Source organism: Photorhabdus machadonis (assembly GCF_052657765.1).
In genome coordinates, this window is the sequence record NZ_CP199761.1 from 827,184 (window position 1) to 850,442 (window position 23,259).

Annotated in this window: 22 protein-coding genes; 15 read left to right on the plus strand and 7 right to left on the minus strand. The window is 46.7% G+C overall.

Annotated features, from left to right (window positions below; translation table 11 throughout):
• Window positions 1-200 precede the first annotated feature (200 nt).
• Together ACUN2T_RS03900 and ACUN2T_RS03905 are read left to right on the plus strand one after the other, a co-directional pair.
• A complete protein-coding gene (locus ACUN2T_RS03900; RefSeq protein ID WP_445496335.1) occupies window positions 201-968 on the plus strand; it encodes a DUF4258 domain-containing protein in 768 nt (255 codons plus the stop codon).
• The gene (locus ACUN2T_RS03905) at window positions 958-1,230 is read left to right on the plus strand and encodes a hypothetical protein (RefSeq protein WP_271868210.1); all 273 of its coding nucleotides are present in this window, start codon (window positions 958-960) and stop codon (window positions 1,228-1,230) included. Before ACUN2T_RS03900 ends, ACUN2T_RS03905 begins: the two co-directional genes overlap by 11 nt.
• Before the next feature lie 46 nt (window positions 1,231-1,276).
• On the opposite strand, the gene ACUN2T_RS03910 is transcribed toward ACUN2T_RS03905, so the two are convergent.
• Both ACUN2T_RS03910 and ACUN2T_RS03915 read right to left on the minus strand, forming a co-directional pair.
• Window positions 1,277-1,504: a SymE family type I addiction module toxin gene (locus ACUN2T_RS03910; protein WP_011147858.1), complete on the minus strand. Its 228-nt coding sequence runs from the start codon at window positions 1,502-1,504 to the stop codon at window positions 1,277-1,279.
• Window positions 1,505-1,576: 72 nt separating this feature from the next.
• Entirely contained in the window at window positions 1,577-1,939 is a 363-nt protein-coding gene (locus tag ACUN2T_RS03915; RefSeq protein ID WP_011147857.1) for a helix-turn-helix domain-containing protein, read from the minus strand.
• Between the two features lie 132 nt (window positions 1,940-2,071).
• Between ACUN2T_RS03915 and ACUN2T_RS03920 the strand changes: the two genes are divergently transcribed.
• Both ACUN2T_RS03920 and xerC read left to right on the plus strand, forming a co-directional pair.
• Entirely contained in the window at window positions 2,072-5,389 is a 3,318-nt protein-coding gene (locus ACUN2T_RS03920) for a CHC2 zinc finger domain-containing protein (protein WP_445496336.1), read from the plus strand.
• Window positions 5,376-6,506 (plus strand): site-specific tyrosine recombinase XerC, encoded by a 1,131-nt coding sequence (gene xerC, locus ACUN2T_RS03925; RefSeq protein ID WP_445496337.1) that lies wholly within the window; start codon window positions 5,376-5,378, stop codon window positions 6,504-6,506. Before ACUN2T_RS03920 ends, xerC begins: the two co-directional genes overlap by 14 nt.
• A gap of 356 nt (window positions 6,507-6,862) precedes the next feature.
• Here xerC and ACUN2T_RS03930 read toward each other — a convergent pair whose 3' ends face one another.
• Complete coding sequence (locus tag ACUN2T_RS03930; RefSeq protein WP_445496338.1) at window positions 6,863-7,078, minus strand: hypothetical protein; 216 nt, start codon at window positions 7,076-7,078, stop codon at window positions 6,863-6,865.
• Window positions 7,079-7,477: 399 nt separating this feature from the next.
• On the opposite strand from ACUN2T_RS03930, the gene ACUN2T_RS03935 reads away from it, so the two are divergent.
• The 8 genes from ACUN2T_RS03935 (at window position 7,478) to ACUN2T_RS03970 (ending at window position 15,146) form a co-directional block, all read left to right on the plus strand.
• Window positions 7,478-8,002, plus strand: coding sequence for a hypothetical protein (locus tag ACUN2T_RS03935; protein ID WP_445496339.1), 525 nt, complete (start codon window positions 7,478-7,480; stop codon window positions 8,000-8,002).
• Between the two features lie 538 nt (window positions 8,003-8,540).
• The gene (locus tag ACUN2T_RS03940) at window positions 8,541-9,761 is read left to right on the plus strand and encodes a multidrug effflux MFS transporter (protein ID WP_445496340.1); all 1,221 of its coding nucleotides are present in this window, start codon (window positions 8,541-8,543) and stop codon (window positions 9,759-9,761) included.
• Window positions 9,754-10,092: a hypothetical protein gene (locus ACUN2T_RS03945; RefSeq protein ID WP_445496341.1), complete on the plus strand. Its 339-nt coding sequence runs from the start codon at window positions 9,754-9,756 to the stop codon at window positions 10,090-10,092. Before ACUN2T_RS03940 ends, ACUN2T_RS03945 begins: the two co-directional genes overlap by 8 nt.
• A 45-nt stretch (window positions 10,093-10,137) precedes the next feature.
• A complete protein-coding gene (locus ACUN2T_RS03950) occupies window positions 10,138-10,692 on the plus strand; it encodes a hypothetical protein (protein WP_445496342.1) in 555 nt (184 codons plus the stop codon).
• Entirely contained in the window at window positions 10,689-11,432 is a 744-nt protein-coding gene (locus ACUN2T_RS03955; RefSeq protein ID WP_445496343.1) for a hypothetical protein, read from the plus strand. The genes ACUN2T_RS03950 and ACUN2T_RS03955 overlap by 4 nt, the downstream gene beginning before the upstream one ends.
• Window positions 11,429-13,594 (plus strand): isocitrate/isopropylmalate family dehydrogenase, encoded by a 2,166-nt coding sequence (locus tag ACUN2T_RS03960; RefSeq protein ID WP_445496344.1) that lies wholly within the window; start codon window positions 11,429-11,431, stop codon window positions 13,592-13,594. Before ACUN2T_RS03955 ends, ACUN2T_RS03960 begins: the two co-directional genes overlap by 4 nt.
• Window positions 13,594-14,271: an RraA family protein gene (locus ACUN2T_RS03965; RefSeq protein ID WP_445496345.1), complete on the plus strand. Its 678-nt coding sequence runs from the start codon at window positions 13,594-13,596 to the stop codon at window positions 14,269-14,271. Before ACUN2T_RS03960 ends, ACUN2T_RS03965 begins: the two co-directional genes overlap by 1 nt.
• Entirely contained in the window at window positions 14,268-15,146 is an 879-nt protein-coding gene (locus ACUN2T_RS03970) for a DUF6282 family protein (RefSeq protein ID WP_445496346.1), read from the plus strand. The genes ACUN2T_RS03965 and ACUN2T_RS03970 overlap by 4 nt, the downstream gene beginning before the upstream one ends.
• A gap of 1,268 nt (window positions 15,147-16,414) precedes the next feature.
• Here ACUN2T_RS03970 and accC read toward each other — a convergent pair.
• The 4 genes from accC to acuI all read right to left on the minus strand — a co-directional run bounded on the left by accC (window position 16,415) and on the right by acuI (window position 19,915).
• Window positions 16,415-17,764: an acetyl-CoA carboxylase biotin carboxylase subunit gene (gene accC, locus ACUN2T_RS03975; protein WP_445496347.1), complete on the minus strand. Its 1,350-nt coding sequence runs from the start codon at window positions 17,762-17,764 to the stop codon at window positions 16,415-16,417.
• 12 nt (window positions 17,765-17,776) lie between these two features.
• Complete coding sequence (gene accB, locus ACUN2T_RS03980) at window positions 17,777-18,247, minus strand: acetyl-CoA carboxylase biotin carboxyl carrier protein (RefSeq protein ID WP_445496349.1); 471 nt, start codon at window positions 18,245-18,247, stop codon at window positions 17,777-17,779.
• Window positions 18,248-18,276: 29 nt separating this feature from the next.
• A complete protein-coding gene (aroQ, locus tag ACUN2T_RS03985) occupies window positions 18,277-18,729 on the minus strand; it encodes a type II 3-dehydroquinate dehydratase (RefSeq protein ID WP_445496350.1) in 453 nt (150 codons plus the stop codon).
• A 208-nt stretch (window positions 18,730-18,937) separates the two neighbouring features.
• On the minus strand, window positions 18,938-19,915 hold the full coding sequence (gene acuI, locus ACUN2T_RS03990) for an acrylyl-CoA reductase (NADPH) (RefSeq protein WP_445496351.1): 978 nt from the start codon (window positions 19,913-19,915) through the stop codon (window positions 18,938-18,940).
• Window positions 19,916-20,561: 646 nt separating this feature from the next.
• Here acuI and mreB point away from each other — a divergent pair.
• The 3 genes from mreB (at window position 20,562) to mreD (ending at window position 23,238) form a co-directional block, all read left to right on the plus strand.
• Window positions 20,562-21,605 carry a rod shape-determining protein MreB gene (mreB, locus tag ACUN2T_RS03995; RefSeq protein WP_445496352.1) on the plus strand — a complete coding sequence of 348 codons (1,044 nt, stop codon included), beginning with the start codon at window positions 20,562-20,564 and terminating at the stop codon, window positions 21,603-21,605.
• A 110-nt stretch (window positions 21,606-21,715) separates the two neighbouring features.
• Window positions 21,716-22,750 (plus strand): rod shape-determining protein MreC, encoded by a 1,035-nt coding sequence (gene mreC, locus ACUN2T_RS04000; protein WP_445496353.1) that lies wholly within the window; start codon window positions 21,716-21,718, stop codon window positions 22,748-22,750.
• Window positions 22,750-23,238 (plus strand): rod shape-determining protein MreD, encoded by a 489-nt coding sequence (gene mreD, locus ACUN2T_RS04005; protein WP_445496354.1) that lies wholly within the window; start codon window positions 22,750-22,752, stop codon window positions 23,236-23,238. The genes mreC and mreD overlap by 1 nt, the downstream gene beginning before the upstream one ends.
• The last annotated feature ends 21 nt before the right edge of the window (window positions 23,239-23,259 follow it).

Consider the following 23,259-nt stretch of genomic DNA (forward strand, 5'->3'; position numbering starts at 1 on the left):
CCGCCCAAGCGAGTTGGGCGACGTTCGCCCGTTGCCGAAAAAGGCGCTACACTGACAATGGCACGGCGGGAAAAACCGGCCTTTGGAGGCGAAAAGCGCGTCAGGGGGTTTTGGGTCCGGCGGTGAACGCACATTGGAAAAAACGGGTGGTAACTGGCTGAGGGCATTAGGAAAATCGGCGTTCGGTCATCAACGTCGCAATGGAATGCGTTGTTATTGAGAATAACTTTTTGAGCGCGGAGCAGATAGATGACTTTGCGGCCAGAGCCAAAGGGTGTGAGGGACGCGGCGACTGCAAACAGATCACGAAGGAAATGGAAGATCTGAGCCTCAAGCAGCAAAAAGAGCTGATCGCGGTGTGTTCTTCCAATCCCGCCGCCTGCAAGGAAAAATACGGCGATATCCCGGCTAATGGTATGCTGGTACGTCAAGCCATCGATCGCGTACTGGGTGACGATGTGCCTTCACGGATGAAGAATGACATGTCTTCTCTGTTGGCCCAGCAGATTGAAGCTGAAGGCGTCGTTTCGAGTACGGAATTTGCGCATCAGTTGCAAAGCCGCTACGGTATCGACAAGCAGCAGGCAGAAATCTTAGCGGGCGCTGCACTGGGTGCTGTAACTGGAGGATTGGGTAAAGGTAAATCTGGAAACTCTGCAAATAATACAAATTCTGGGGCTACCCTCCCTATGGGAGGTAAACAGAAGCAGATGAATCAGCCTAAGAATCCCTCTTATCAACCCGTAAGGAATGAACCTGCGACTATTAATAACAGAGAGTATTCCGGTCATGCCTTGGATCGTATGCAAGATCGCGGAATTACTCCATCTGTTGTAGAAAATACCATCAAAAATGGAATATCAACCCCGAGTAGAGGGGGAACGACTGTTCATTATGACCCAATGAATAATGTATCTATTGTTACTAATGAATCAGGTAAAGTGGTAACGGTGAAATATGGAAAATAAAGAATCCTTGATAAAAGATGCGGTTAACTCATTAGATGACTTAATGGTGTTCTCTAGGTTCATTCATTCATCAGAGGATCTGTACGATGATGAGCGATATCAGAAAATATGGTTTGAATTAGAAATAATTAATGCTGTTGCTTTAGCTGAATGGGAAGATCAAGGTCGACCAAGTGATTGGACTAAAGAATGGAGCATTAAATTTAAAGAAGAAGCCACTGAAGTGATGGCTTCACTTATTAATCGAATAAAAGAATCTTAGTAAAATTCCCGGCTTTATGAATTGACCAAGATCTTTCTTTTAGCTGTTAGTCATTTTCAGCCAGTTGAATGATTAACTGTCCGGCTTCGCTGGTAATAGTGATCGGCTTCCCTGTGGTAAAGCCCAACGCAGCCAACCAACGTCCCTTAATGGTGAGCTGCGGGTACGGATTGGGCTTGCCCCGGTTAGGCCGGTAGCCCACGGTGTAATGCCGTGGCTTTACAGCCTGCACTTTAGTTGTAATGGTTTTTGCTTTAGAATCGCATTTAGCCATGATGAACTACCTCTGATAGTTGGTGATGGTTAGCGGCGCTGGAGTGTTCCCGCACTTCAGCGCCGTGCTGTGTTAACTCTCTTCCTTCGCTGTTGTTGAAATACAGGCCATTGTGCCGGCAATCTGAGTTTTGATGATCATTGCATCCAGCAACTCCTTAATAACCTCCTGCTCATACTGCGGCATACGAGAAATTGCCTCAAATTGATAGCGCAGCCGCTCACTAGGCCCGCGCTCCTGTTCATCAAAAACCAGCATATCCGCACTGACACCGAGCGAAATAGCCAAGCGACGTATTACCTCTAAGGTAGGTTGTGCTGAGCCTCCCTCATAACGCCGGATCTGTAAAACTGCCACACCAGCCATATCAGCCAGCGCCTGCTGAGTGAGCCCGCGTTCCTTGCGTAATGTGGTAAGCCGTTCAGGGAACTGCATATCGAGAAACCAGGTTGTTGAACTTGATATCACTATATATCCCCCTTTTAAAAAGCTTGTTTTTGGATATCTTATCAGATATGTTTTAAATATCAATATAGCATCTTGACAGGTTTTTACAGGAGGTCATTGATGACCCGCGTTCCCGACACCGATTTAGTCCACTTAAAGCAAACCGTCTCGTTACTGGGGCTGGCGCGTAAGCAAGGCCGTCCGATGAAAAAACGCGGTGAGGATTATGTGCTGCGCTGTCCGTTCCATAACGAGAAAACGCCCTCAATGGTGATATCGCCGGCCAAGAACCTGTATCACTGCTTTGGCTGTGGCGCAGCGGGATCGGTGCTGGACTGGGTGATACAAACGGAAGGGGTGACGCTGAAAATCGCTATCCGCCGGCTGCGGGAGCTGGCCGGGTTGCCGGACATGGACAATGCGGTTGTGGCCGCTTCTTCTTTAGCCGCCCCGCCGGGATCACAGGCGGCCCCTCTGCCGCGCCCGAAACTGGCCGATCTGGACGATGACGGGCAGGCGCTGTTGCATCAGGTGATTGATTTTTATCATCAGCACTTACTGGCGTCACCGGAAGCCAAAGCCTGGCTGGCACGACGCGGGCTGAATCATCCTGAACTGGTGAGTCACTTTAAGCTGGGGTACGCGGGCCATCACGGGATCGGCGGTTCAGCGGGCTTATTACCGTCCAAGAGCAGTCAGGAAGGCCAGCAACTGCGCGACAAGCTGTCGGGGCTGGGCGTGTTGCGTACTACCACCCGTCAGGACCACTTCCGGGGCTGCGTCGTGGTGCCGGTGATCGGCTGGGCCGAATCGGCCAGTGTGGCCAGCCGCGGGCGGGTGCTGCAACTGTATGGCCGCCGAACCCAGCCGGATTACAAAGTGCTGAAAGACAGCCCGAAGCATCTGTATCTGCCGTCACCGCTAGCCGGGGTCTGGAATGAGGAAGCGATGAAAGCCGCTTCGGAAATTATCCTGTGCGAAGCGCTGATCGATGCCATGACGTTCTGGTGTGCCGGGTTCCGCAACGTGATCGCCGCGTTCGGGGTGAACGGGTTTAACCGCGAGCATCTCGGAGCCTTGCCGTATCACGGCGTGAAACGGGTGCTGATTGCCTTTGACCGGGACGAGGCCGGAGACCGTGGCGCGGCTCATGTGGCGGCTGATTTACTGGAAGCCGGTATCGAGGCATGGCGGGTGCAGTTCCCGCCGGGCATGGATGCCAATGACTATGCGCTGAAAAGCGGCAACGCCGAACATGCGCTGGGGCTGGCCTTGCAACAGGCGGTCTGGCTGGGACAGGGAACCGCACCGGGCGCGGTGTTCAGCCATGAGCGGCCCGTCTCGCCGAGTGTGACGGAAAAGCCCCAAAGTGCCGGGGTGGCTAAATCTTCTTCTTTAGCCGCCCCGCCGGCGCTGACCGTTGCCCCCGTGCCCTGTGAGCGCATGGCCTGCGGTGAACTGCTGATGAAAAGCGGGCCACGTATCTGGCGGATACGGGGAATGAAAAAATCCCCGGTGCCGGACGTGATGAAAGTCAATGTGCAGGTGCGGGATGAAACGACCGGCCTGTTCCATGTGGATACGCTGGACATGTACCATGCGCGGCATCGTCAGCACTACATCAGCACGGCGGCGCAAGAGCTGGCATGCGAGCCGTCGGTGATTAAACGTGAAGCCGGGCGGGTGCTGTTAATGCTGGAGCAGCAACAGGATGCTGAGCAGCGAGCAGAGGCCGAAGCCTCAGGGACAACGGCGGTGACGGTCAGCGCGGAAGACGAAGCCGCTGCGCTGGCGTTGCTGACATCACCGAACTTAACAGAACAGATTATCAACGACATGGCCGCCTGCGGGGTGGTCGGCGAATCGACCAATCTGCTGACCGGGTATCTGGCGGCGGTCTCGCGCAAACTCGATAAACCGCTGGCTGTGCTGATACAAAGCAGCTCGGCGGCCGGGAAATCTTCCCTGATGGAGGCAGTGCTGAACCTGATGCCGGAAGAGGAGCGTATCCAGTACTCGGCAATGACCGGGCAGAGCCTCTACTATCTGGGGGAAACCAGTCTGCAACACAAGATACTGGCGATAGCCGAAGAAGAAGGCGTGCGGCAGGCGGCTTATGCCCTGAAACTGTTGCAGTCCGACGGCGAGCTGAAAATCGCCAGCACCGGCAAAAACGAACAGAGCGGCGAACTGGTGACGCGGGAATACAGGGTACAGGGACCGGTGATGCTGATGTTAACGACGACGGCCATTGATGTGGATGAAGAGCTGCTGAACCGCTGTCTGGTGCTGACGGTCAACGAATCGCGCGAGCAGACGCAGGCTATCCACGCCATGCAGCGGCACCGCCAGACGCTGGCCGGGTTGCTGGCTGACTCGGAAAAAGGCTATCTGACGCAGTTACACCAGAACGCCCAGCGCCTGTTAAGGCCGCTGAAAGTGGTCAATCCTTACGCCCATCAACTGACGTTCCTGTCAGACAAAACCCGGATGCGGCGCGACCACATGAAATACCTGACGCTGATACAGGCCATTGCCCTGCTGCACCAGTATCAACGTGAAGTGAAGAAAACGACCCACCGCGGGCAGGTCATCGAATATATCGAAGTCACCCAGGACGATATTGCCCTCGCCAACCGGCTGGCGCATGAGGTGCTGGGGCGCACGCTGGATGAAATGCCGCCGCAGACGCGCAAGCTGTTGCTGCTGATACAGGACTGGGTACGGGAAACCGCCGGACAACAGGCGGTCAGGGTCGATGAACTGCATTTTACCCGGCGGGATATTCGGACCGCTCTGCACTGGGGCGATACGCAACTGAAAGTGCATCTGGCGCGGTTGCTGGAAATGGAATACCTGTTGCTGCATCGCCGCGGGCTGACCTATGAATATACGCTGTTGTGGGATGGTGAAGATACCGGGCAACCGCATCTGTGCGGGTTACTGGAGATGACTGAATCCCGGTCAGAAATGACAGGCAATGCGTTCCGGTCGGGGTCAGAGGATATTCAGTCGGGTGCTGGTCGGGGCATGGTCGGCAGTCAGTCGGTCAGTCAGAATCCAGCCTCAGGGCAGGCAACACCAGACCTGTCGGCGGAAGTGGCCGGGGTAAAGCAAAAAGCAGTTATCAAGACAGAAAAAAAACCGGCTTCAATCCCCCTGCCCGAAGAAACAGAAATGACGAATGACGCTGTTGCGGGCAAGGCGTTCCGGTCGGGGTCAGAGGGTGTTCAGTCGGGTACAGGTCGGCCCCAGGTCGGTACACAGCCGGACAGACAAAATCCGGCCTCAGCACAGACAGCACAAGGCTTAACAACAGAACCGGGCGGAGCCGGAAAGAAAACGGTTAACAGACATAAAACGCAAAAGGCCCCACCGCCCGCTGCCTCAGCCGCCCATCCCCAATCCGAAACGGAGGTTAATCATGGCAAACCGTAAACCGCGCAAAGGAAGTCTCCTGACCGTCGATGACGTCTATCGTCAGCCTGTAGGGCCGGCGCATGACCCAAAAAGCCTGTATGCGCTGCTGCTACGCTTCGTGGCATGGCGGCAGGAACGGAACTGGTCGGAAACCACGCTGAAAGTGCAGACCCATCACACCTATCACTTTATCCTGTGGGCCACGGACCGGGGCCTGTACTATGCCGCGGATATCACGCGGCCGATACTGGAACGTTACCAGCGCTACCTGTACCAGTACCGCAAGACCAACGGAGAACCGCTGAGCATCCGCACCCAACGCACGCAGTTGCAGCCGTTACAGGTGTGGTTCAAATGGCTGACGAAACAGAACCTGATACTGGCGAACCCGGCAGCGGACATTGAGTTGCCGCGGGAAGAAAAACGCCTGCCGCGGTATATCCTGAGCATTGATGAAATCGAGCATATCCTGTCGCTGCCTGACCCGAATACGTTGCAGGGTGCCCGAGACCGGGCCCTGATGGAGCTGCTCTGGTCAACAGGGATACGACGCAGTGAAGCGGCCCGGCTCGATATCTACAGCATTGACGGGTCACGCAAAACGGTGACCATCCGGCAGGGCAAGGGGAATAAAGACCGGGTATTGCCCCTCGGCGAACGAACCTTAAACTGGCTCCAGTTCTATCAGCAGCAGGTTCGCCCGCAACTGCTGGTCACCCCGGACATCCAGTCGCTGTTCGTGGCAATGGACGGTCTCGACGGATTGCAGCCGAACGGTATCACCCATGCCGTGAGCGGTTATATCCGGGCCGCCGGCATTGAGAAAAAAGGTGCCTGCCACCTGTTCCGGCATGCGATGGCGACGCAGATGCTGGAGAACGGCGCGGACCTGCGCTGGATACAGGCCATGTTAGGCCATGCCAGCGTGGGATCCACCCAGGTGTATACGCAGGTCTCTATCCGGGCCTTGCAGGCGGTGCACGCCAGCACCCACCCGGCGGAGCAAATGGCCGACGAAAAAGTCTGCGACGCCGATGAAGTGGGTTTACTGGCCGACCTGTACGCCGACGATAACGCCGACACGGACACGCCGCCGGACAGTTCAGAGCCGGCCTCAACCCCCGATAGCCGATGACTGTTCGCACGCCCCCGTTGAGTTGGGCGGGTTCGGTGTGGGGGCAGACCGTGGCCGGACTGCCCGTCGGCATCGGCGCACGCGGGGGTAAATAGTCGTCAGGCGGCGCAAGCCCCGGTGTCCCCGTTGAGCCGGTCCAGGCCGCCCAACGCCTATTCAACATAATGCGGGGGAATTATACGCACTGCGCCGGTGAGCCCGGGCAACCGCCTGAGCATCGATGAGCGGCTTAATGCGTATAATTGGCATTATGTCTTGCGCCCCCGCGGGTTAGCCCTGGAGGGTGTGGCGCACAAGGCTGACGCCTTCTGCTGTCAGCCGCTGCGCCAGTCCTCGGCAAAAACCCGTGTTCTTCTTTAGCTGCCGTGCCAACGTCCGGCCAACAACCCTAAAGGCAGGTCGGCCTGCGGCCTCCGCTCATTGACTTCCCCCCGCCCCAACCCCGCTGCACTGGCTGCGCCCGGTTCGCAGTCACCGGCTCCTTGCTCATTCCCGTGCTCGCCATCTCCGCCCCGTGCAGCCCCCGGGGGCTTCCCTGAACAAAACAAAACCGCGTGGTCATGCAAGGTCATACGCAAACCGAAGCCACAGTGCCTCAGAGCGTCGCAGGGGCACCGCTTGCGGGCTCTATGCCGCCCGCGCCCGCAGAACGGGCGTCCGCCGCCCAAGCGAGTTGGGCGACGTTCGCCCGTTGCCGAAAAAGGCGCTACACTGACAATGGCACGGCGGGAAAAACCGGCCTTTGGAGGCGAAAAGCGCGTCAAGGGGTTTTGGGTCCGGCGGTGAACGCACATTGGAAAAAACGGGTGGTAACTGACTGAGGGCATTGGGAAAATCGGTGTCCGTCGGTCAACTTCGCAATGGAATGGGTTGTTATTGAGAATAACTTTTTGAGCGTGAATGAGCTGGACAATTTTGCGCATCAAGCCCGCACCTGTGAAGGCGAAAGCTGCAAACAAGTGATCAAGGAGATGGTTGATACCAACATCCGTAATCAGCAGGAAATGGTGGACTTTTGTAACCACAACCCGACCCAGTGTGCGCAGAAGTATGGTTATCTGGTTGATCAGTGGCCGGTGTTTGAGCGTACCCTCAAAAATATGGACCGGGATGGCACATTGCCGGTTGAGTTCAGAAATTACCTGTCGGCGGTGAATACGTTAGGTCAGGCGGCCACAGGCAAGGTAGGCGAACTCGGCTGGACAAAACGCTTTGAAGCGATGGGCATGAGTCAGGAGACTGCCGCTGCAATGGCGATGACGCTGCCTATTGTGATGGAGGGAGCCAAAGGGCCGAAGTCGTCACCAAAATCATCGCAAAATAATGCTGGCAAAGATGCTCAGCCTAAGTTAGTAGGGAAAAACACAAGTGGTGCGGAAAATGCGGCAACTTATCCGAAGTTAAAAGAAGACTTGGTGCAACGAAACCTCAGTCATATTGCTTCGCAAGACCCAAGGTTGGCGGCTGTAGTTAAAGTAAAAGTTTTTGTTCTCTGATACTCAGATGAGGTTGCCTTGCTGGGAATGATGTTCAGACTGCATTGTGCTTGGTACAAAAAGGGCAAGTACATGTTCGTGCTGGAATCTCAAAATGACTTTTTAGTATTATATGTTGTGATTTGTGTTTTTTTTATTCATTTTTGAACTTAAATTCTGTGTTTTTTTGTTTGCTAAAAGTGATGTTGGTGTTACTATTTTTTCAATTGATATTTATATGAGTTTATTTTTTTGAAAGTTAATTATTGAATAAGTTGTGTAAAAGTATCTCAATATTTGGAGGGGTTATTTATAGAGTAAGAAATTATTCATCTAAAGTGTGGGTGGGATTTTGTCTTTATGTTGTTATAAAGAGCTCTCAATTCTCGCAGTATAAGATAATATGCAAAGTAATTTGTTGTTTTTACATGCAAGGTGTTAATTTTTTCATTAAATAAGTGATTTTGTGCATTTAATGTAAATTTAACTGGCATGTGACTTTTATTTTATACGGAATTTATTTGGGATAATATTTATTATATTGATTGGTTAATGGCCCATGAACAATAAATCTTCATCTTTATTATTTATCGTTTTAATGGCTTTTCTTTCTATGGGGGGATTGGTTTCATCGGATATATTTCTACCCGCCTTGAATAAAATGGAAAGCTATTATCACGTTAGCGAATCTAGTATACAAAGTGCAATAGCTATATTTCTATTTGGTATAGCCTTTTCTCAACTTATTTATGGACCGTTAAGTGATTGTTTAGGAAGAAAAATGGTTCTTATTTCTGGGATGATTATATGGCTGATTTCAACAATCGGTATTTTTTACAGTACGCATATTAGTGAGTTGCTATTATTGCGTTTATTCCAGGGAATAGGCGCTTGTGCTGGTATTACATTAAGTCGTGCTATTATTAGTGATCTGATGGAGAAAGAAGAGGCAGCCAATTTGTATCTGATTATTTTCCCTTTTGTGGGAATGTCACCCGCTGTCGCACCAATGATCGGAGGTATGTTAAGTGAATATTATGGCTGGAAAGCCTGTTTTTTATTTCTTACTTTATTTATAACAGTCACGCTTATATTGTGCTTACTAGTGTTGAAAGAGTCACTACCAATAGATAAACGCCAAAAATTGAGTGTTAAAAATGTATTAGTCAGTACTTACCAAGTGATAATAAATAAAGAGTTTCTTTACTATGCAGCAATACCTTGTTTTGCTTATACGGCATATTTTTCTTATTTGATTGAATCTCCATTTATTCTTACCGCTCTGGGATTACCAGAAAAATATGTTGGTTACACCTATATAATGCTCTCTTTAAGTTATGTGTTGGGTAATCTTACCGCTAAAAAATTAAGTCGCCAGCAGGGTGTGAGAAAGACAATTTCTCATGGCTATCTCATCTTTGCTGTTGGAGGTATTGCTTTCACGATACAAATGTTTTTTAGTTCCTACCCATTGATAACTTCTGTGCTAACAATCTCAGTATTGACTTTCGGTAATGGTTTTTTATTGCCACTAGGTACTGCATCGGCAATTGCCACTCATTCTCAAGCCGCTGGGGCAGCTTCCGGCGTAATGGGAACATTGCAATTAGGTAGTGCAGGACTGGCGTCATTGCTTATTGGTTATATATCTAACCATGAACCTATTAAAGTGGCATCTATCATCACAGTTGTTTCTTTGGTCGGTAGTATTATTTATATAACGGGTAATAGAGGTGATAAAGAAACAATAGAAACTAAAATAGGAATGAAAAATGGTTAATAATATAGATGTCACATTACGTGATGGTGGATACCTGAATAATTTCAACTTTACAACAGAATACGCTATAAAGCATGTTGAGGTATTGACTAAAAGTGGCGTGGAATGGTTTGAAATCGGTTATCGCAATGGCTCTTTTAAACCTATCTCTAATATTGGTCTAACAGGTATGTCTCCGGATAGTTATATCCGAGATATTCATCAATCGGTACCTGAGGCAAGATTGGTAGTCATTGCTCATCCTCACAATATCAATGCTGATGATATTTATGCAGTGAAGATGAATGGAGTTAGTTTGCTTAGGTTATGTATTAAAGTTGATAACCCGTAGCCATGCTTAGAGTTGTGCGAGATTGCTCGATCTACTGGAATGGCTGTGGGTATTAATTTTACACGAGCGAGTCAGCTCTCTATCAGTAAAATTATTGAGATTGCCAAACAGTGTGAACAAGCGGGTGCTGATATTATTTACCTGGCGGATTCAAATGGTAGTTTGTTCCCTGAACAGGTAGCGCAGATGTTTTATAGGTTAAAATCTGCCACGCAATTGCAATTGGGATTCCATCCTCATGATAATCTGGGTCTTGCCACAGCGAACAGTATTGAAGCTATGAGAGCTGGAACCAATTTTATTGATAGTTCTCTATCAGGGATGGGAAAAGGTGCCGGAAATCTCAATTTGGAAAGCTGGCTATCATTTCTCAATCTGAGCCAAAATAGTAAACAATATGACCTTGAACGAGTATTTAATCAACTCAATGAACTGCAATCCCATTGTTTTTTTGCCGCCTCTAGGCGTGATCTTATCGATATAATGATGGGTGTGTACAATTTGAGTGTAGAGAATAAAACAGCCCTCGAAGAAGGGTTGAGAAATGGTATTCATTATGCGTTTCAGGTTGTTAAATCTTTGCGAGGAGCAACGACATGACACGGCCTAATAACCATGCTGGATGTTTCAGCCTCGAAGCGGTAATTCTCGCACCTGTGATGCCGCTTTGGGATCATGGCGATTTTTGCACTCCATTGTGCATATTATTAAAGAAAATGGGATATCAGGTGTCTATTATTGATACATTATCCTTAATTAATTCATCTGATCCCGACTACGCTATTAATATTATTGAGTCTGAACTCAATCAACGTTTTTCCCAGCCTTATTTGCTTATCGGTTTTGCGATGTCAGGTACTCTGGCGCAATTGCTTGCGTCGCGCTTGAAAAACCTCACGGGAGTAATCTCAGTGAGTGGTCCTGGATATGCTGATTCGTTACTGACCAATAGGCTGGAGCAATTAATAGCATTACTGAATAGAAATCAGCTAGATGAAGCGATTTCTGTGTTACATGGCTTTGTTATTCCTGAAGGTGGGACTCCACTTCCTAAAATGCCTGCGATACCTGACCATTTAAGAAATACTGCTCGGGAACGTATGATAGTGGGATTTTCACTGTTGCTACAACTAGATGCCAGAGCAATATTGTGCAATTACAAAGGAAAATTTCTGAGCATAGTTGGCGGACGTTCGCGATTAGCCACAGAATGTAATCAGGTGGTCAATACTAATCCTATGCACTGTTTTGTTGTCGTGGATGGAGCAGGAATGCGGCCTTGGGAAGATAAGCCGTCATTTATTAACAGTGTAATTAACGATTGGCTAAAAACCTTATGAATAAAAAAATTCTTATTTTACCTGGGGACGGTATTGGTCAGGAAGTATGTGATGCTGCTCTTCCCGTTTTTCAGACCCTAAATCTTCCTGTGACATTGGAAATTGGGGATATTGGTTGGACTTGTTGGGAAAGAGAAGGTAACTCAGTACCTGCCAGTACTTGGGAAAAAATAGCTTCAGTAGATGCGGTGTTACTCGGCGCTATTACTAGTAAAGGTAAAGAAGAAGCACAACAAGCGTTGCCACCACATCTGCGTGTGAAAACGAGAAATTATGTGTCACCTGTTATCCAATTACGTCAGCGTTTGGGATTATATGCAAATATCCGACCAGTACGTTATGTAGAAGGGGACCGTAAACCATTTCGTTGCTGTGTTATCAGGGAAAACACCGAAGGACTATATGCAGGGTTCGATTTTAAAGGAATTCCCGCTACTGCAACGACTTGGTTACAGCATCCAAATATAGATAAATATGGTCCTGAAGAAGCTGCATGGACAGTCCGTCTACAAACCCGTTTTGGTTTAGAACGTTTGTTTATCACTGCATTTGAGTATGCAAAGGAAAATAACTACTCCCGTGTAACCTTTGCGGATAAACCAAATGTAATGCGGGAAAGTGGGCACTTTGCAAAAGGTATTTTCGATACTGTTGCGGCACGTTACCCTGAAATAAAAGCGGATATCCACAATGTAGATGCAGTAGCTTTATGGATGGTAAAGAAACCGCATGAATTTGGTGTCATTGTCTCTGAGAATATGTTTGGTGATATTTTGTCTGATTTGGCAGCGGGTGTAATGGGAGGGCTTGGTTTAGCGCCTAGCGCTAATATTGGTAGTGATATTGCATACTTTGAGCCTGTACACGGTAGTGCGCCTGGTATGGCAGGTAAAAATAAAGCCAATCCGGCAGCGATGTTTTACACAATAGCATTACTACTGGAACATCTTGGCTTTGCTGATGCAGCACAGCAAATTAACTGTGCAGTAGATAATGTGATACGTGAAGGACGAGTTGTTACTTATGATCTGGGTGGTAGCGCAACAACCCAACAAATGGCGCAGGCTATTATTAGTACTCTAAGTAAAAAATGCACTAGCTATTCTGCATCGGTTATTACTATTGGTGATGAGCTCCTGAGTGGAAAATATCCTAATACTAATCTTCAGGATATTAGCGAATATCTCACGGAGCAGGGATATAAAGTGAAGCAACATCAGGTTTGCGCTGATGATATTAACCAAATTGCTACCGCAGTGGTTCGTAGGCTGGGGCAGGATACTCTCATTGTTGTGTGTGGCGGTCTTGGCCCGACACCGGATGATAAAACCCGTGAGGCGATAGCAAAAGCGGTAGGAAGTCCTTTGGAAATACGTGATAACGTCTGGGTGGAAATACAGAAACAGCTGGAAAAACTGGGAGTATATTGTGATCCCTCGAATCGATTCCAAGCCATGTTTCCGTCCGGAGCAAAGGTTATTTCCAATGTTGCAGGTACAGCTCTTGGTTTCAGTCTTAATGTTGATGGTAGCAAAATAGTTGTGTTGCCAGGTCCTCCGTCCCAAATGCGATTAATGTTGTCGGAAGAGCATTCTATCCCTCCAGTAGCTGGCATGAGAGAGCGAAACTACCATTGGACACTAATCGGCGTTAGTGAAAGTAAAGTCGGTACGATGGTGAATGCATTCTTTGATGGTGTTGAGTGCGATATTCACTATCTGTGGAAGGCGCCTTATGTAGTAGTACAAGTTATTACGCCTGCTGATGCCCCTCTTTCCGTACAGCAATTGACTAACTTTGGCGCCATGTTTGAAAACAAATTGGTTAGTGATTGTCAGATGACAGCTATGGAAAAACTCAGTGAACAATACTGTATTAACTGGTTCACAGATGATGATGAATTAAATACATATCTACACACAACATATGCAGTAAATAGTCCTTCAAAATCTCTTTCGGTGAATATTACTGCTTTTCCTTCTATAAGTTCATTTTTGTCTGGTGAAGAAATGCTTGGACAGATGACCCTGACAACCATAGATGATGAAGGACGACAACATTCGGTGGATTTTCCATGTAATAAATTGCTACTGCAACAATCTATACCAGAATATGCCGCCTGGAGTGTCCTGCGCACACGTGCATCGAAAGAGGAAATGTAATGCAAACTACACAAATTGATCAAATCAAAAAGCGCTTAATGGAGCTTGACAGCGCGGCCATATCGGATGCAATGGATAGTCTGCATATTCCTGCTGGACTGGCTGGAATTGTGCCACGTAGTAATGTCGGGATTAAAATGGCTGGACCCGCTTTTACTGTGCGCTATGAACCTATTATTCTGGAACAGGGCAAGTTTCTTAATGCTGGAAACTACATTGATGAAGTACCTGCTGGATATGTAATAGTGGTTGATAATCAGGGGCGTACGGATTGTACCAGTTGGGGCAATATCTTAACTTTTAAAGCTGTACAAAAAGGAATCTCAGGCTCTGTAATTTATGGGTCAGCCAGAGACTTGTCTGAGGTTCGCAGATTGGAATATCCCTTATTTACGACGGGGGTTTATATGGTATCCGGAAAGAATCGTGCCAAGGTTGCTGCAACACAATGCACTTTGGATATTGGCGGTGTAGTGATATCTCCAGGAGATTGGATTTTTGCCGATGATAATGGCGCGTTAGCCATCCCGCAGCAGCATTTGTTCACCGTTATTGAGCGTGCGGAAAATGTTGACAAAACTGAACAAGCTATTATTGAGGCTATAACTAACGGAGAAGATCTGGTTAACGCCCGCGAAAAACTGGGATATGCCGTACCTTGGAAAACTGTGCAATGAGTCTGTTTATAGAATACTGGGAGAGAAAACTTCGTTTTCTGGATGTACATTATCATGCTCGTCCCGATAGTTACATTCGGCGGTACAATGTACTTGAAGCTGGAAGGGAATATGCCCGACATGGTGGTGGGGTTGTACTTAAAAACCATCTGGGGAGTGTTACTGCTTTGTCGTCACTGGCTCAGGAAGCAGGACTTCCGGTTTTTGGTTCGGTAGTATTGAACGCAACCTCTGGAGGGCTGGTAATTAACTCTGTTATTCAGTCACTGAGTCAGTACCAGTTCTGTAGAGTTCCGCGGCTGCTGGTTCATCTGCCGACGATTGTCCCTACAAGCCATAAAAGTGTAATGAAGCGTTCTTGGGCAAATGCTTTCGCGCAAACTTTAGCACAGCAACCTTTGTCTGTTGTCGATAGCAATGGGCGGTTGCATAACGAGATCCATGAGTTAATTAGTTTTGCGCAGCAGCATAATGTTGTGCTGTCATCAGGCCATGCTTCACGTTATGAAGTTATGCAACTTATTGATGCGATTACCGCTGCGGGTGGTTGTAAGTTCATGCTGAACCAACCTGCCAGTCCTATGACAGGATTAAAAGCGAAAGATCTTAAAGCGTTGGGTAAACATGATTGGCTTTATGTGGAGCAAACGGCATTAACTGTTTATCTTGGTTATCAGACAACTGAGGATTTTTTTGAAGTGTTATCGGAGGTGAATAATGTTGTCTATAGCTCCGATCTTGGGCAGCCAGTTCAGCCAGATGTTAAGCAATGGTTGAACGATAGTGAACACTGGTTTAAAACCGCTGGCCTTGGTGAAGAACACATCCGAGATATCTGTTTACTGAATCCACTGCGGATGTTGGCTCCGGATTAGATATTATATTCATCGACTGAAAAGACAATAATGATCCATTGTTGGTTGAATATGGAAAGTTGCAACAAAGATCTATGAAACTAGCTGAAATTATTTGACTACAACACTACTAGAACATGACCATGCTCGCGCTTTGAAAAACGGTATAGCAATATCCAAATCATTTGTGAAGTTGGCGGGCAATGGTTTTTATAAAGAGGAACGGTTTAATCGAACCGTAGAAAAGCCATATTACATGCTCTCCCACTTTGAGTTTTATCATGAGCAGGTTTTAAACTGTTATTTAAAGTCACTGTTTTAATTTAGGGTTTTAATCAGTATAAGTGTTTTGATGGTTTGTGGTCACTTTTACCACCTGATTTTTATTACTATAGGATATCTATTTTACGTTAAATCAACGTTAATCATACCCTTTACTGACGCTGTTTTACCGGCAGTTCTGAGTAGTTTTAATAAATTACTACCCTTGATGTTTTTTCAGATAATTACCCATTTTTTCAGGGTGTTAACCCTCATTTTGAAAAGTTGTATGTATTTAGTTAAATCCGCCTTTTATATAAAAGTTTTAATATCTCTGTATTTTCGCTTTTAAATGGAGTATAGCATCGCTGATAAATGTATTAAATATGGCGGGAAGTAAACAGTTTTTTAGTCATTCTGTCTTGCTTAAAAATCTGGTATTAATCGGAACCTATTTTTTTAACCTTTGTCTGATGGATAACTGAGTTAATCACCTCTAAAAAGGTACTTGCGATCGCCAAAAAAGGAAAATAGCTAATTTCTTTAATCATCTTTAATGCTTTTAAACGTTTTTGTTCTTTTTTTCATTTCTAATCTAAAAGCTTATCAGTTTTTTTAACGATTATCCTCATTTTTCGTAAACTTCTTTCAGGAATGCGAAATATTTTGTTTGAGAAAATTTTCTTAATGCGGTTAATAGATTTAAAAGCTGTTTTTCCTGATGTTTTCTCTTCCAATATCAGTATAGTACTGAGTTTTTTACCTGCTTTAAAAAATCTTTAATGGCTTTCGGTTTTATCTTTAATGATTAACGTTTTTACCGGTTTTTTCGTGATACGTTTGCCCTTTTTACAGATTCTAAAATCATACTGATTTTACCTCAAGGTAGGTTTTAACGTGGTGGTAAACTCCGTTTGGCGAATAGAACTTGACTAAAACAAAGTGTCGGCTAAAAAGCGGCGCTTTGTCAGTAATCTGAAGGAGCGTTTATACGCTCCTTCAAAGATATTGATGTCATTAAACCAGTCTTACGTTTCCTGTAATCCCAGTTTTTTCTCCAGATAGTGAATATTGGTGCCGCCATTCTGGAAGTTTTCATCATTCATAATCGTCTGCTGAAGCTCGATATTCGTCTTGATGCCATCAATGATCAGTTCTGCCAATGCATTTTTCATGCGGGCAATGGCGTTATCACGATTTTCACCGTAAGTAATTAACTTACCAATCATGGAATCATAGTAAGGTGGTACGGTATAGCCGGCATAAATATGCGATTCCCAACGTACGCCAAATCCACCCGCTGAGTGGAAGCGGGTAATTTTACCCGGGCTTGGCAGGAAAGTGCGCGGATCTTCGGCGTTGATACGACACTCGATGGCGTGACCACGAACAATAACGTCTTTCTGTTTAATTGAAAGTGGCATACCGGCGGCAATCCGCAATTGTTCTTTAATCAGATCAACACCGGTAATCATTTCTGTCACTGGATGCTCAACCTGAATCCGGGTGTTCATTTCAATGAAATAGAATTCGCCGTTTTCATACAGGAATTCGAAAGTACCGGCACCGCGATAGCCAATTTCAATACATGCGTTGGAGCAGCGTTCACCAATGCTGCGACGCATTTCTGGTGTGATGCCTGGAGCCGGGGCTTCTTCAACCACTTTCTGGTGACGGCGTTGCATAGAGCAATCACGTTCAGCCAAATAAATTGCTTGACCCTGACCATCGGCCAGTACCTGGATTTCAATATGACGCGGGTTTTCAAGGAATTTTTCCATGTAAACCATATCGTTATTGAAAGCAGCTTTTGCTTCCGCACGGGTCATGTTGATTGATTGTTCCAGATCTTTATCACTGCGGACAACGCGCATACCACGACCTCCGCCGCCACCGGATGCTTTAATGATCACAGGATAGCCGATGCGTTTAGCAATGGCTTTGTTTTTCTCTGTGTCATCAGATAACGAGCCATCAGAGCCAGGTACACAAGGAACGCCTGCTTTTTTCATCGCATTGATAGCGGAAACTTTATCACCCATCAGGCGGATCGTTTCTGCTTTTGGGCCAATAAAAATAAAGCCAGAACGTTCAACTTGTTCAGCAAAATCTGCGTTTTCTGACAGGAAACCGTAGCCGGGGTGAATAGCTACTGCACCCGTGATTTCTGCCGCAGAAATAATTGCTGGGATATTCAGATAGCTTTTTGCAGAAGCTGCCGGGCCAATACAGATAGTTTCGTCTGCCAACAGTACGTGTTTTAAGTCACGATCCGCAGATGAATGTACCGCAACAGTTTTTATCCCTAGCTCTTTACAAGCTCGCAGGATACGCAGGGCGATTTCACCACGGTTAGCAATTACAATTTTATCAAGCATGGGAACGCCTCGTTATTCGATGACGACCAATGGCTCGTCAAATTCAACGGCTTGACCGTTTTCCATAAGAATGGCTTTAACCACACCCGCTTTGTCAGCTTCAATCTGGTTCATCATTTTCATGGCTTCAACGATGCAGAGGGTGTCACCTATATTGACGCGTTGACCGATTTCGATAAATGGTTTCGCATCTGGGCTGGGTGTACGGTAGAAGGTCCCCACCATTGGAGAACGAACAACGTGACCACTGATTGCTGCCGATCTTTCGCTGATTGTTTCCGGCAGAGCTTGAGAAGGAGCAACAGCGTTAGCCAGAGCAGGTTGTTGAGCTTGAGCGGGAATATATTGTTGAGCTGCCGGAAAACTCTGGGGGGCTAATGCGCGGCTGATGCGCACTGACTCTTCCCCTTCAGAAATTTCCAGTTCAGAAATGCCAGATTCTTCAACCAGCTCGATCAGTTTTTTTATCTTACGAATATCCATGAGTGTGATTCCGTACTCTTCTGTTTCATTTAGTTGACTTTTGACAAGCGGTTTACCGCTGCCTGTAATGCAAAGCTATAGCCATCTACCCCTAAACCGCAGATTACACCAACAGCAAGATCTGAAAGATATGAGTGATGACGAAATGGCTCGCGCGCGTGAACATTGGAGAGGTGGATCTCAATAAATGGGATCTTCACCGTCAGCAATGCATCACGCAATGCCACGCTGGTATGCGTGAATGCAGCAGGGTTAATTAAAATAAAATCAGTATTACCCTGTGCAGAATGAATTCTATTTATCAGCTCAAACTCTGCATTGGATTGCAGGTGACTGAATTTAACGCCTGATTGATAGGCCTCTTCAGACAATTTGCTGACGATGTCATCAAGTGTTAAGTTGCCGTAGATATCCGGCTCCCTGGTTCCTAACATATTCAGGTTAGGGCCGTTAAGGAGTAAAATGTGAAATTTGTCTGCCATTGTGCTGGTATCTCCGGCAATTTGTCAACAATTGCCCAACATAATCCTATATTAACGATTTGTCATCTTTTTATAACAGCCATAAGTTCATTTCGGCGATAAAGCCCGACATTATAATGATATCGTAGCATTTAGCAGCTAAATACTGGTCTTATCAGAGAAAATGTCAAGAATAAAGCCACCGTACTTTAGAGGCTAGTCACAATTCTTAACGAATTCTTACCAATGTACGTCCTGTAACTTGGTTAGCTATCAATTTATTTGCGTATTCCACGGTTTGGTCCAGTGTTATCTCAGTCGTTGCCTGCTGGTAAAAAGAAGCAGGTAGCAGTTTTTGCAAGCGTTGCCACACAGCAGATCGCTTGGTGGATGGAACCGTGACAGATTCTACGCCTTGCAAACGTATGTTCCGTAAAATAAATGGCATGACTGTTGTTGGCAGATTTGCACTACCAGCGAGCCCACAGGCTGCAACGGTACCGTTATAGTGAGTTTGGGCCAGTATTGTCGCCAGTACATTACCGCCTACAGTATCAATTGCTCCAGCCCAAAGTTGTTTTTCCAATGGGCGGGGGGGTTGGCTAAGTTCATTACGTGGCAAAACTTTTTTTGCCCCAAGGGATAACAAATATTCGTGATTTTCCGGTCTGCCGCTAACGGCAACAACAGAATAGCCAAGCTGTGAAAGAAGTGCTATCGCAGTACTTCCTACACCACCGCTGGCACCGGTTACAATAACATCACCGCTTTCTGGCTTAACGCCGCCTTGTTCCAGCGCGATAGCACACAGCATTGCGGTAAAGCCGGCAGTACCAATGATCATTGCCTGCCTGCTATCCAAACCGGTTGGTAAAGGTGTCAGCCATTCTCCTGAAACGCTGGCTTGTTCTGCCAGGCCACCCCAATGATTTTCTCCTACACCCCAGCCGGTTAACAACACATGCTGACCGATATGAAAACGGGGATCTTCTGTATTGTGCACAATTCCAGAGAAATCAATACCCGGTATCATTGGGAATTGCCGGATAATTTTCCCTTTACCTGTGATGGCTAATGCATCTTTATAGTTTAGGGTTGACCAGTGAATATCGACGGTAACGTCTCCCACGGGAAGGTGAGAAGCATCAACGTCTTCTATGGACGCTGATAGTTGATTCTGTTGTTGTTTAAGTAGCAGAGCTTTCATTAGATGGTTCCGTTCTCTAGTAAGTCATTTTGTTATTAAATAAGAATAGATAAAAATTGGCAGTTTACATAAAGAATATAAGAAAAAATAAAGTATTGATGGATTATAAAACAGAATCTGTTCGCCTTTTTCCGGTGATGCCAGTGTTAGGTTTCAGTCTCAATATATGGCAAGCCATTTCAGAAAGTTCTGTTTTTTTATTATTTTATAGCAGAAGATACTGTATTTTAGTCACAATTTATTACATTATTAACTTGGTCACGACATAGACTGATACTTACAGTTAACTATCGGAAATAGTGAGCAGAAGTGTCGATCGTAAGTGAACTTACAGGAATAGCGACTGGTCGAAATAGAGATAAGCGGATGGGTTGTGACGGTAACGGTGGCACTATAACGTTGAATTATGCAAAACCGAGTGGTTCCTGCACTTCGTTATGGAACAATTGGTAAAATTAACCCATTTTTATGCAGTTTTTTTCTGCTCCGTTTGGAAAAAGTAACGTAGAATATTGCGTTGTTGATATGAATAACGTAGCCACTTTTTTATTGAAGCAGGTGCTTATGCGCCTTGTCCCTGCTTCATGTGGTTGGTAGAGTAGACGGGTTTTGTTCCGTCCCCAGCTTGCAGGATTATCCTTTCGCTATGTTTAAAAAATTTCGTGGCATGTTTTCCAACGACTTGTCTATTGACTTGGGTACCGCCAATACCCTTATTTATGTCAAAGGTCAGGGTATTGTATTGAATGAACCTTCTGTCGTCGCAATCCGTCAGGATCGTGCAGGTTCATCGAAAAGTGTTGCTGCCGTTGGGCAGGAAGCAAAGCAAATGCTGGGTCGTACACCGGGTAATATCGCGGCGATTCGTCCGATGAAAGATGGTGTCATTGCCGATTTTTATGTTACAGAGAAAATGCTGCAACACTTTATTAAACAAGTTCATAGCAACAGTTTTATGCGCCCAAGCCCGCGAGTTTTGGTTTGTGTGCCAGTCGGCGCAACTCAGGTTGAACGCCGGGCCATCCGTGAATCCGCGCTCAGTGCCGGAGCCCGCGAAGTGTTTTTGATTGAAGAGCCTATGGCGGCGGCTATCGGTGCCGGCCTGCCTGTTTCTGAAGCAACAGGTTCAATGGTCGTGGATATTGGCGGCGGTACTACAGAAGTCGCGGTTATCTCTCTGAATGGTGTGGTTTATTCATCATCTGTACGCATTGGTGGTGACCGGTTTGATGAGGCTATTATCAACTATGTCCGCCGTAATTATGGTGCGCTAATTGGTGAAGCGACGTCTGAACGTATTAAACATACTATCGGTTCAGCCTATCCTGGCGATGAAATGCTGGAGATTGAAGTTCGTGGTCGTAATTTGGCTGAAGGCGTACCGCGGGGTTTTACCCTTAATTCCAACGAAATTCTTGAAGCGTTGCAAGAGCCGTTAACGGGTATTGTCAGTGCTGTCATGGTCGCTCTTGAACAGTGCCCGCCAGAATTGGCTTCCGATATTTCAGAACGTGGCATGATCCTGACCGGTGGTGGCGCACTACTGCGTAATCTTGATCGTTTACTGATAGAGGAAACCGGTATTCCGGTCATCGTTGCGGAAGATCCGCTGACGTGTGTTGCCCGTGGTGGTGGAAAAGCGCTTGAAATGATCGACATGCATGGTGGTGAGCTCTTCAGCGAGGAGTGAGTATTAACTTGCAAGTGGGGGAGGGATGACGGGTAGATCAGACCTCCTTGCTATTGCTGTCTGGGAATTCCATTGTTTATGAAACAGCACAGTTTGGAATAGCGCAGCTTATGAAGCCAATTTTTAGCAGGGGGCCTTCCCTGCAATTACGACTTTTCTTCGCTGTTATTGTTGCCATTACTCTGGTTGTGGCAGACAGCCGCCTTGATGCTCTCAGTAAAGTCCGTAACTATATGGATACGGTAGTCAGTCCATTTTATTTTCTTGCCAATGGCCCGCGTCAAGTACTTGATGGCGTGTCAGAAACGCTTGCCTCCCGCGAACAACTGCAATTAGAAAATCGTGCCTTACGCCAAGAATTATTGGTTAAAAACAGTGAGATGCTGCTATTAGGGCAACTTAAACAGGAAAATTCCCGCTTGCGTGAACTGTTGGGATCACCTTTGCGTCAGGATGAACACATGATGGTGACACAGGTGATTTCCGGTAAGGCTAATCCTTATAGTGATCAGGTGGTCATTGATAAGGGCTCAAGAGAAGGCGTTTATGAAGGGCAACCTGTTATCAGTGATAAAGGCATTGTGGGTCAGGTTGTCGCTGTCAGCCAGTTTACCAGCCGGGTATTACTGATTTGTGATACGACCCATGCTTTGCCAATCCAGGTTTTACGTAATGATATCAGGGCCATTGTTGCGGGTGCAGGCTGTGCTGATGATTTGCAATTTGAGTCATTGCCAAGTAATACCGATATTCGGGTTGGGGATGTGCTGGTCACTTCTGGGTTAGGTGGCCGTTTCCCGGAGGGTTATCCGGTAGCGGTGGTATCGTCAGTTAAAGTCGATAATCAACGGGCCTATACTGTGATTCAGGCTCGGCCAACCGCAGAATTACAGCGTTTGCGTTATTTGCTGTTATTGTGGGGGGCGGACAATAACCCATCTGAACCATTGCCTCCATCAGAAGTTTATCGTGTAGCTAACGAGCGCTTAATGCAGATGATGCCTCAGGTATTGCCACATGCAAATGAAATGGGGCCGCCAGCCCCGTCTTCTGTTTCTAATGAAATAACCAAAACGACAGGAAGAGTGGAAAATTCTAAACCGGTAGTAACATCTGCTAAATTTATAAATGCGGGAAATCGTTAATGAATCAATACCGGAGTCATGGGCGTTGGATCATTTGGTTATCTTTCTTGATTGCGATGGTGCTGCAAATTATGCCGTGGCCGGAGCAAATTTATATGTACCGGCCTACCTGGTCAGCACTATTACTCATTTACTGGGTGATGGCATTGCCTCACAGGGTCAGTGTTGGTACGAGCTTTGTATTAGGGATCATTATAGACCTGATTCAGGGGGCAACGCTGGGTGTCAACGCCTTAGCTTACAGTCTTGTTGGTTATTTGGTGTCATTTAAGTTTCAATTATTCCGTAATATGGCACTTTGGCAGCAGGTTTTGGTCGTCGTTGCTTTATCGGTGCTGATGGATCTCAGTGTTTTTTGGGCAGAATTTTTGTTATCAAATGTTGTTTTTCATCCAGAAATATTCTGGAACAGTTTGGTCAACGGTATTCTTTGGCCGTGGTTATTCCTGTTAATGCGAAAAATCCGTCGTCAATTTAATGTGCATTAGTGGTTGGATTGCGGTTTTTAA

Bases quoted from the DNA above. Each gene is read 5' to 3' on its own strand.
- ACUN2T_RS03900 (WP_445496335.1), top strand. From the start codon at position 201: ATGGAATGCGTTGTTATTGAGAATAACTTTTTGAGCGCGGAGCAGATA.
- ACUN2T_RS03905 (WP_271868210.1), top strand. From the start codon at position 958: ATGGAAAATAAAGAATCCTTGATAAAAGATGCGGTTAACTCATTAGAT.
- ACUN2T_RS03910 (WP_011147858.1), bottom strand. From the start codon at position 1,504: ATGGCTAAATGCGATTCTAAAGCAAAAACCATTACAACTAAAGTGCAG.
- ACUN2T_RS03915 (WP_011147857.1), bottom strand. From the start codon at position 1,939: ATGCAGTTCCCTGAACGGCTTACCACATTACGCAAGGAACGCGGGCTC.
- ACUN2T_RS03920 (WP_445496336.1), top strand. From the start codon at position 2,072: ATGACCCGCGTTCCCGACACCGATTTAGTCCACTTAAAGCAAACCGTC.
- xerC (WP_445496337.1), top strand. From the start codon at position 5,376: ATGGCAAACCGTAAACCGCGCAAAGGAAGTCTCCTGACCGTCGATGAC.
- ACUN2T_RS03930 (WP_445496338.1), bottom strand. From the start codon at position 7,078: ATGACCTTGCATGACCACGCGGTTTTGTTTTGTTCAGGGAAGCCCCCG.
- ACUN2T_RS03935 (WP_445496339.1), top strand. From the start codon at position 7,478: ATGGTTGATACCAACATCCGTAATCAGCAGGAAATGGTGGACTTTTGT.
- ACUN2T_RS03940 (WP_445496340.1), top strand. From the start codon at position 8,541: ATGAACAATAAATCTTCATCTTTATTATTTATCGTTTTAATGGCTTTT.
- ACUN2T_RS03945 (WP_445496341.1), top strand. From the start codon at position 9,754: ATGGTTAATAATATAGATGTCACATTACGTGATGGTGGATACCTGAAT.
- ACUN2T_RS03955 (WP_445496343.1), top strand. From the start codon at position 10,689: ATGACACGGCCTAATAACCATGCTGGATGTTTCAGCCTCGAAGCGGTA.
- ACUN2T_RS03960 (WP_445496344.1), top strand. From the start codon at position 11,429: ATGAATAAAAAAATTCTTATTTTACCTGGGGACGGTATTGGTCAGGAA.
- ACUN2T_RS03965 (WP_445496345.1), top strand. From the start codon at position 13,594: ATGCAAACTACACAAATTGATCAAATCAAAAAGCGCTTAATGGAGCTT.
- ACUN2T_RS03970 (WP_445496346.1), top strand. From the start codon at position 14,268: ATGAGTCTGTTTATAGAATACTGGGAGAGAAAACTTCGTTTTCTGGAT.
- accC (WP_445496347.1), bottom strand. From the start codon at position 17,764: ATGCTTGATAAAATTGTAATTGCTAACCGTGGTGAAATCGCCCTGCGT.
- accB (WP_445496349.1), bottom strand. From the start codon at position 18,247: ATGGATATTCGTAAGATAAAAAAACTGATCGAGCTGGTTGAAGAATCT.
- aroQ (WP_445496350.1), bottom strand. From the start codon at position 18,729: ATGGCAGACAAATTTCACATTTTACTCCTTAACGGCCCTAACCTGAAT.
- acuI (WP_445496351.1), bottom strand. From the start codon at position 19,915: ATGAAAGCTCTGCTACTTAAACAACAACAGAATCAACTATCAGCGTCC.
- mreB (WP_445496352.1), top strand. From the start codon at position 20,562: ATGTTTAAAAAATTTCGTGGCATGTTTTCCAACGACTTGTCTATTGAC.
- mreC (WP_445496353.1), top strand. From the start codon at position 21,716: ATGAAGCCAATTTTTAGCAGGGGGCCTTCCCTGCAATTACGACTTTTC.
- mreD (WP_445496354.1), top strand. From the start codon at position 22,750: ATGAATCAATACCGGAGTCATGGGCGTTGGATCATTTGGTTATCTTTC.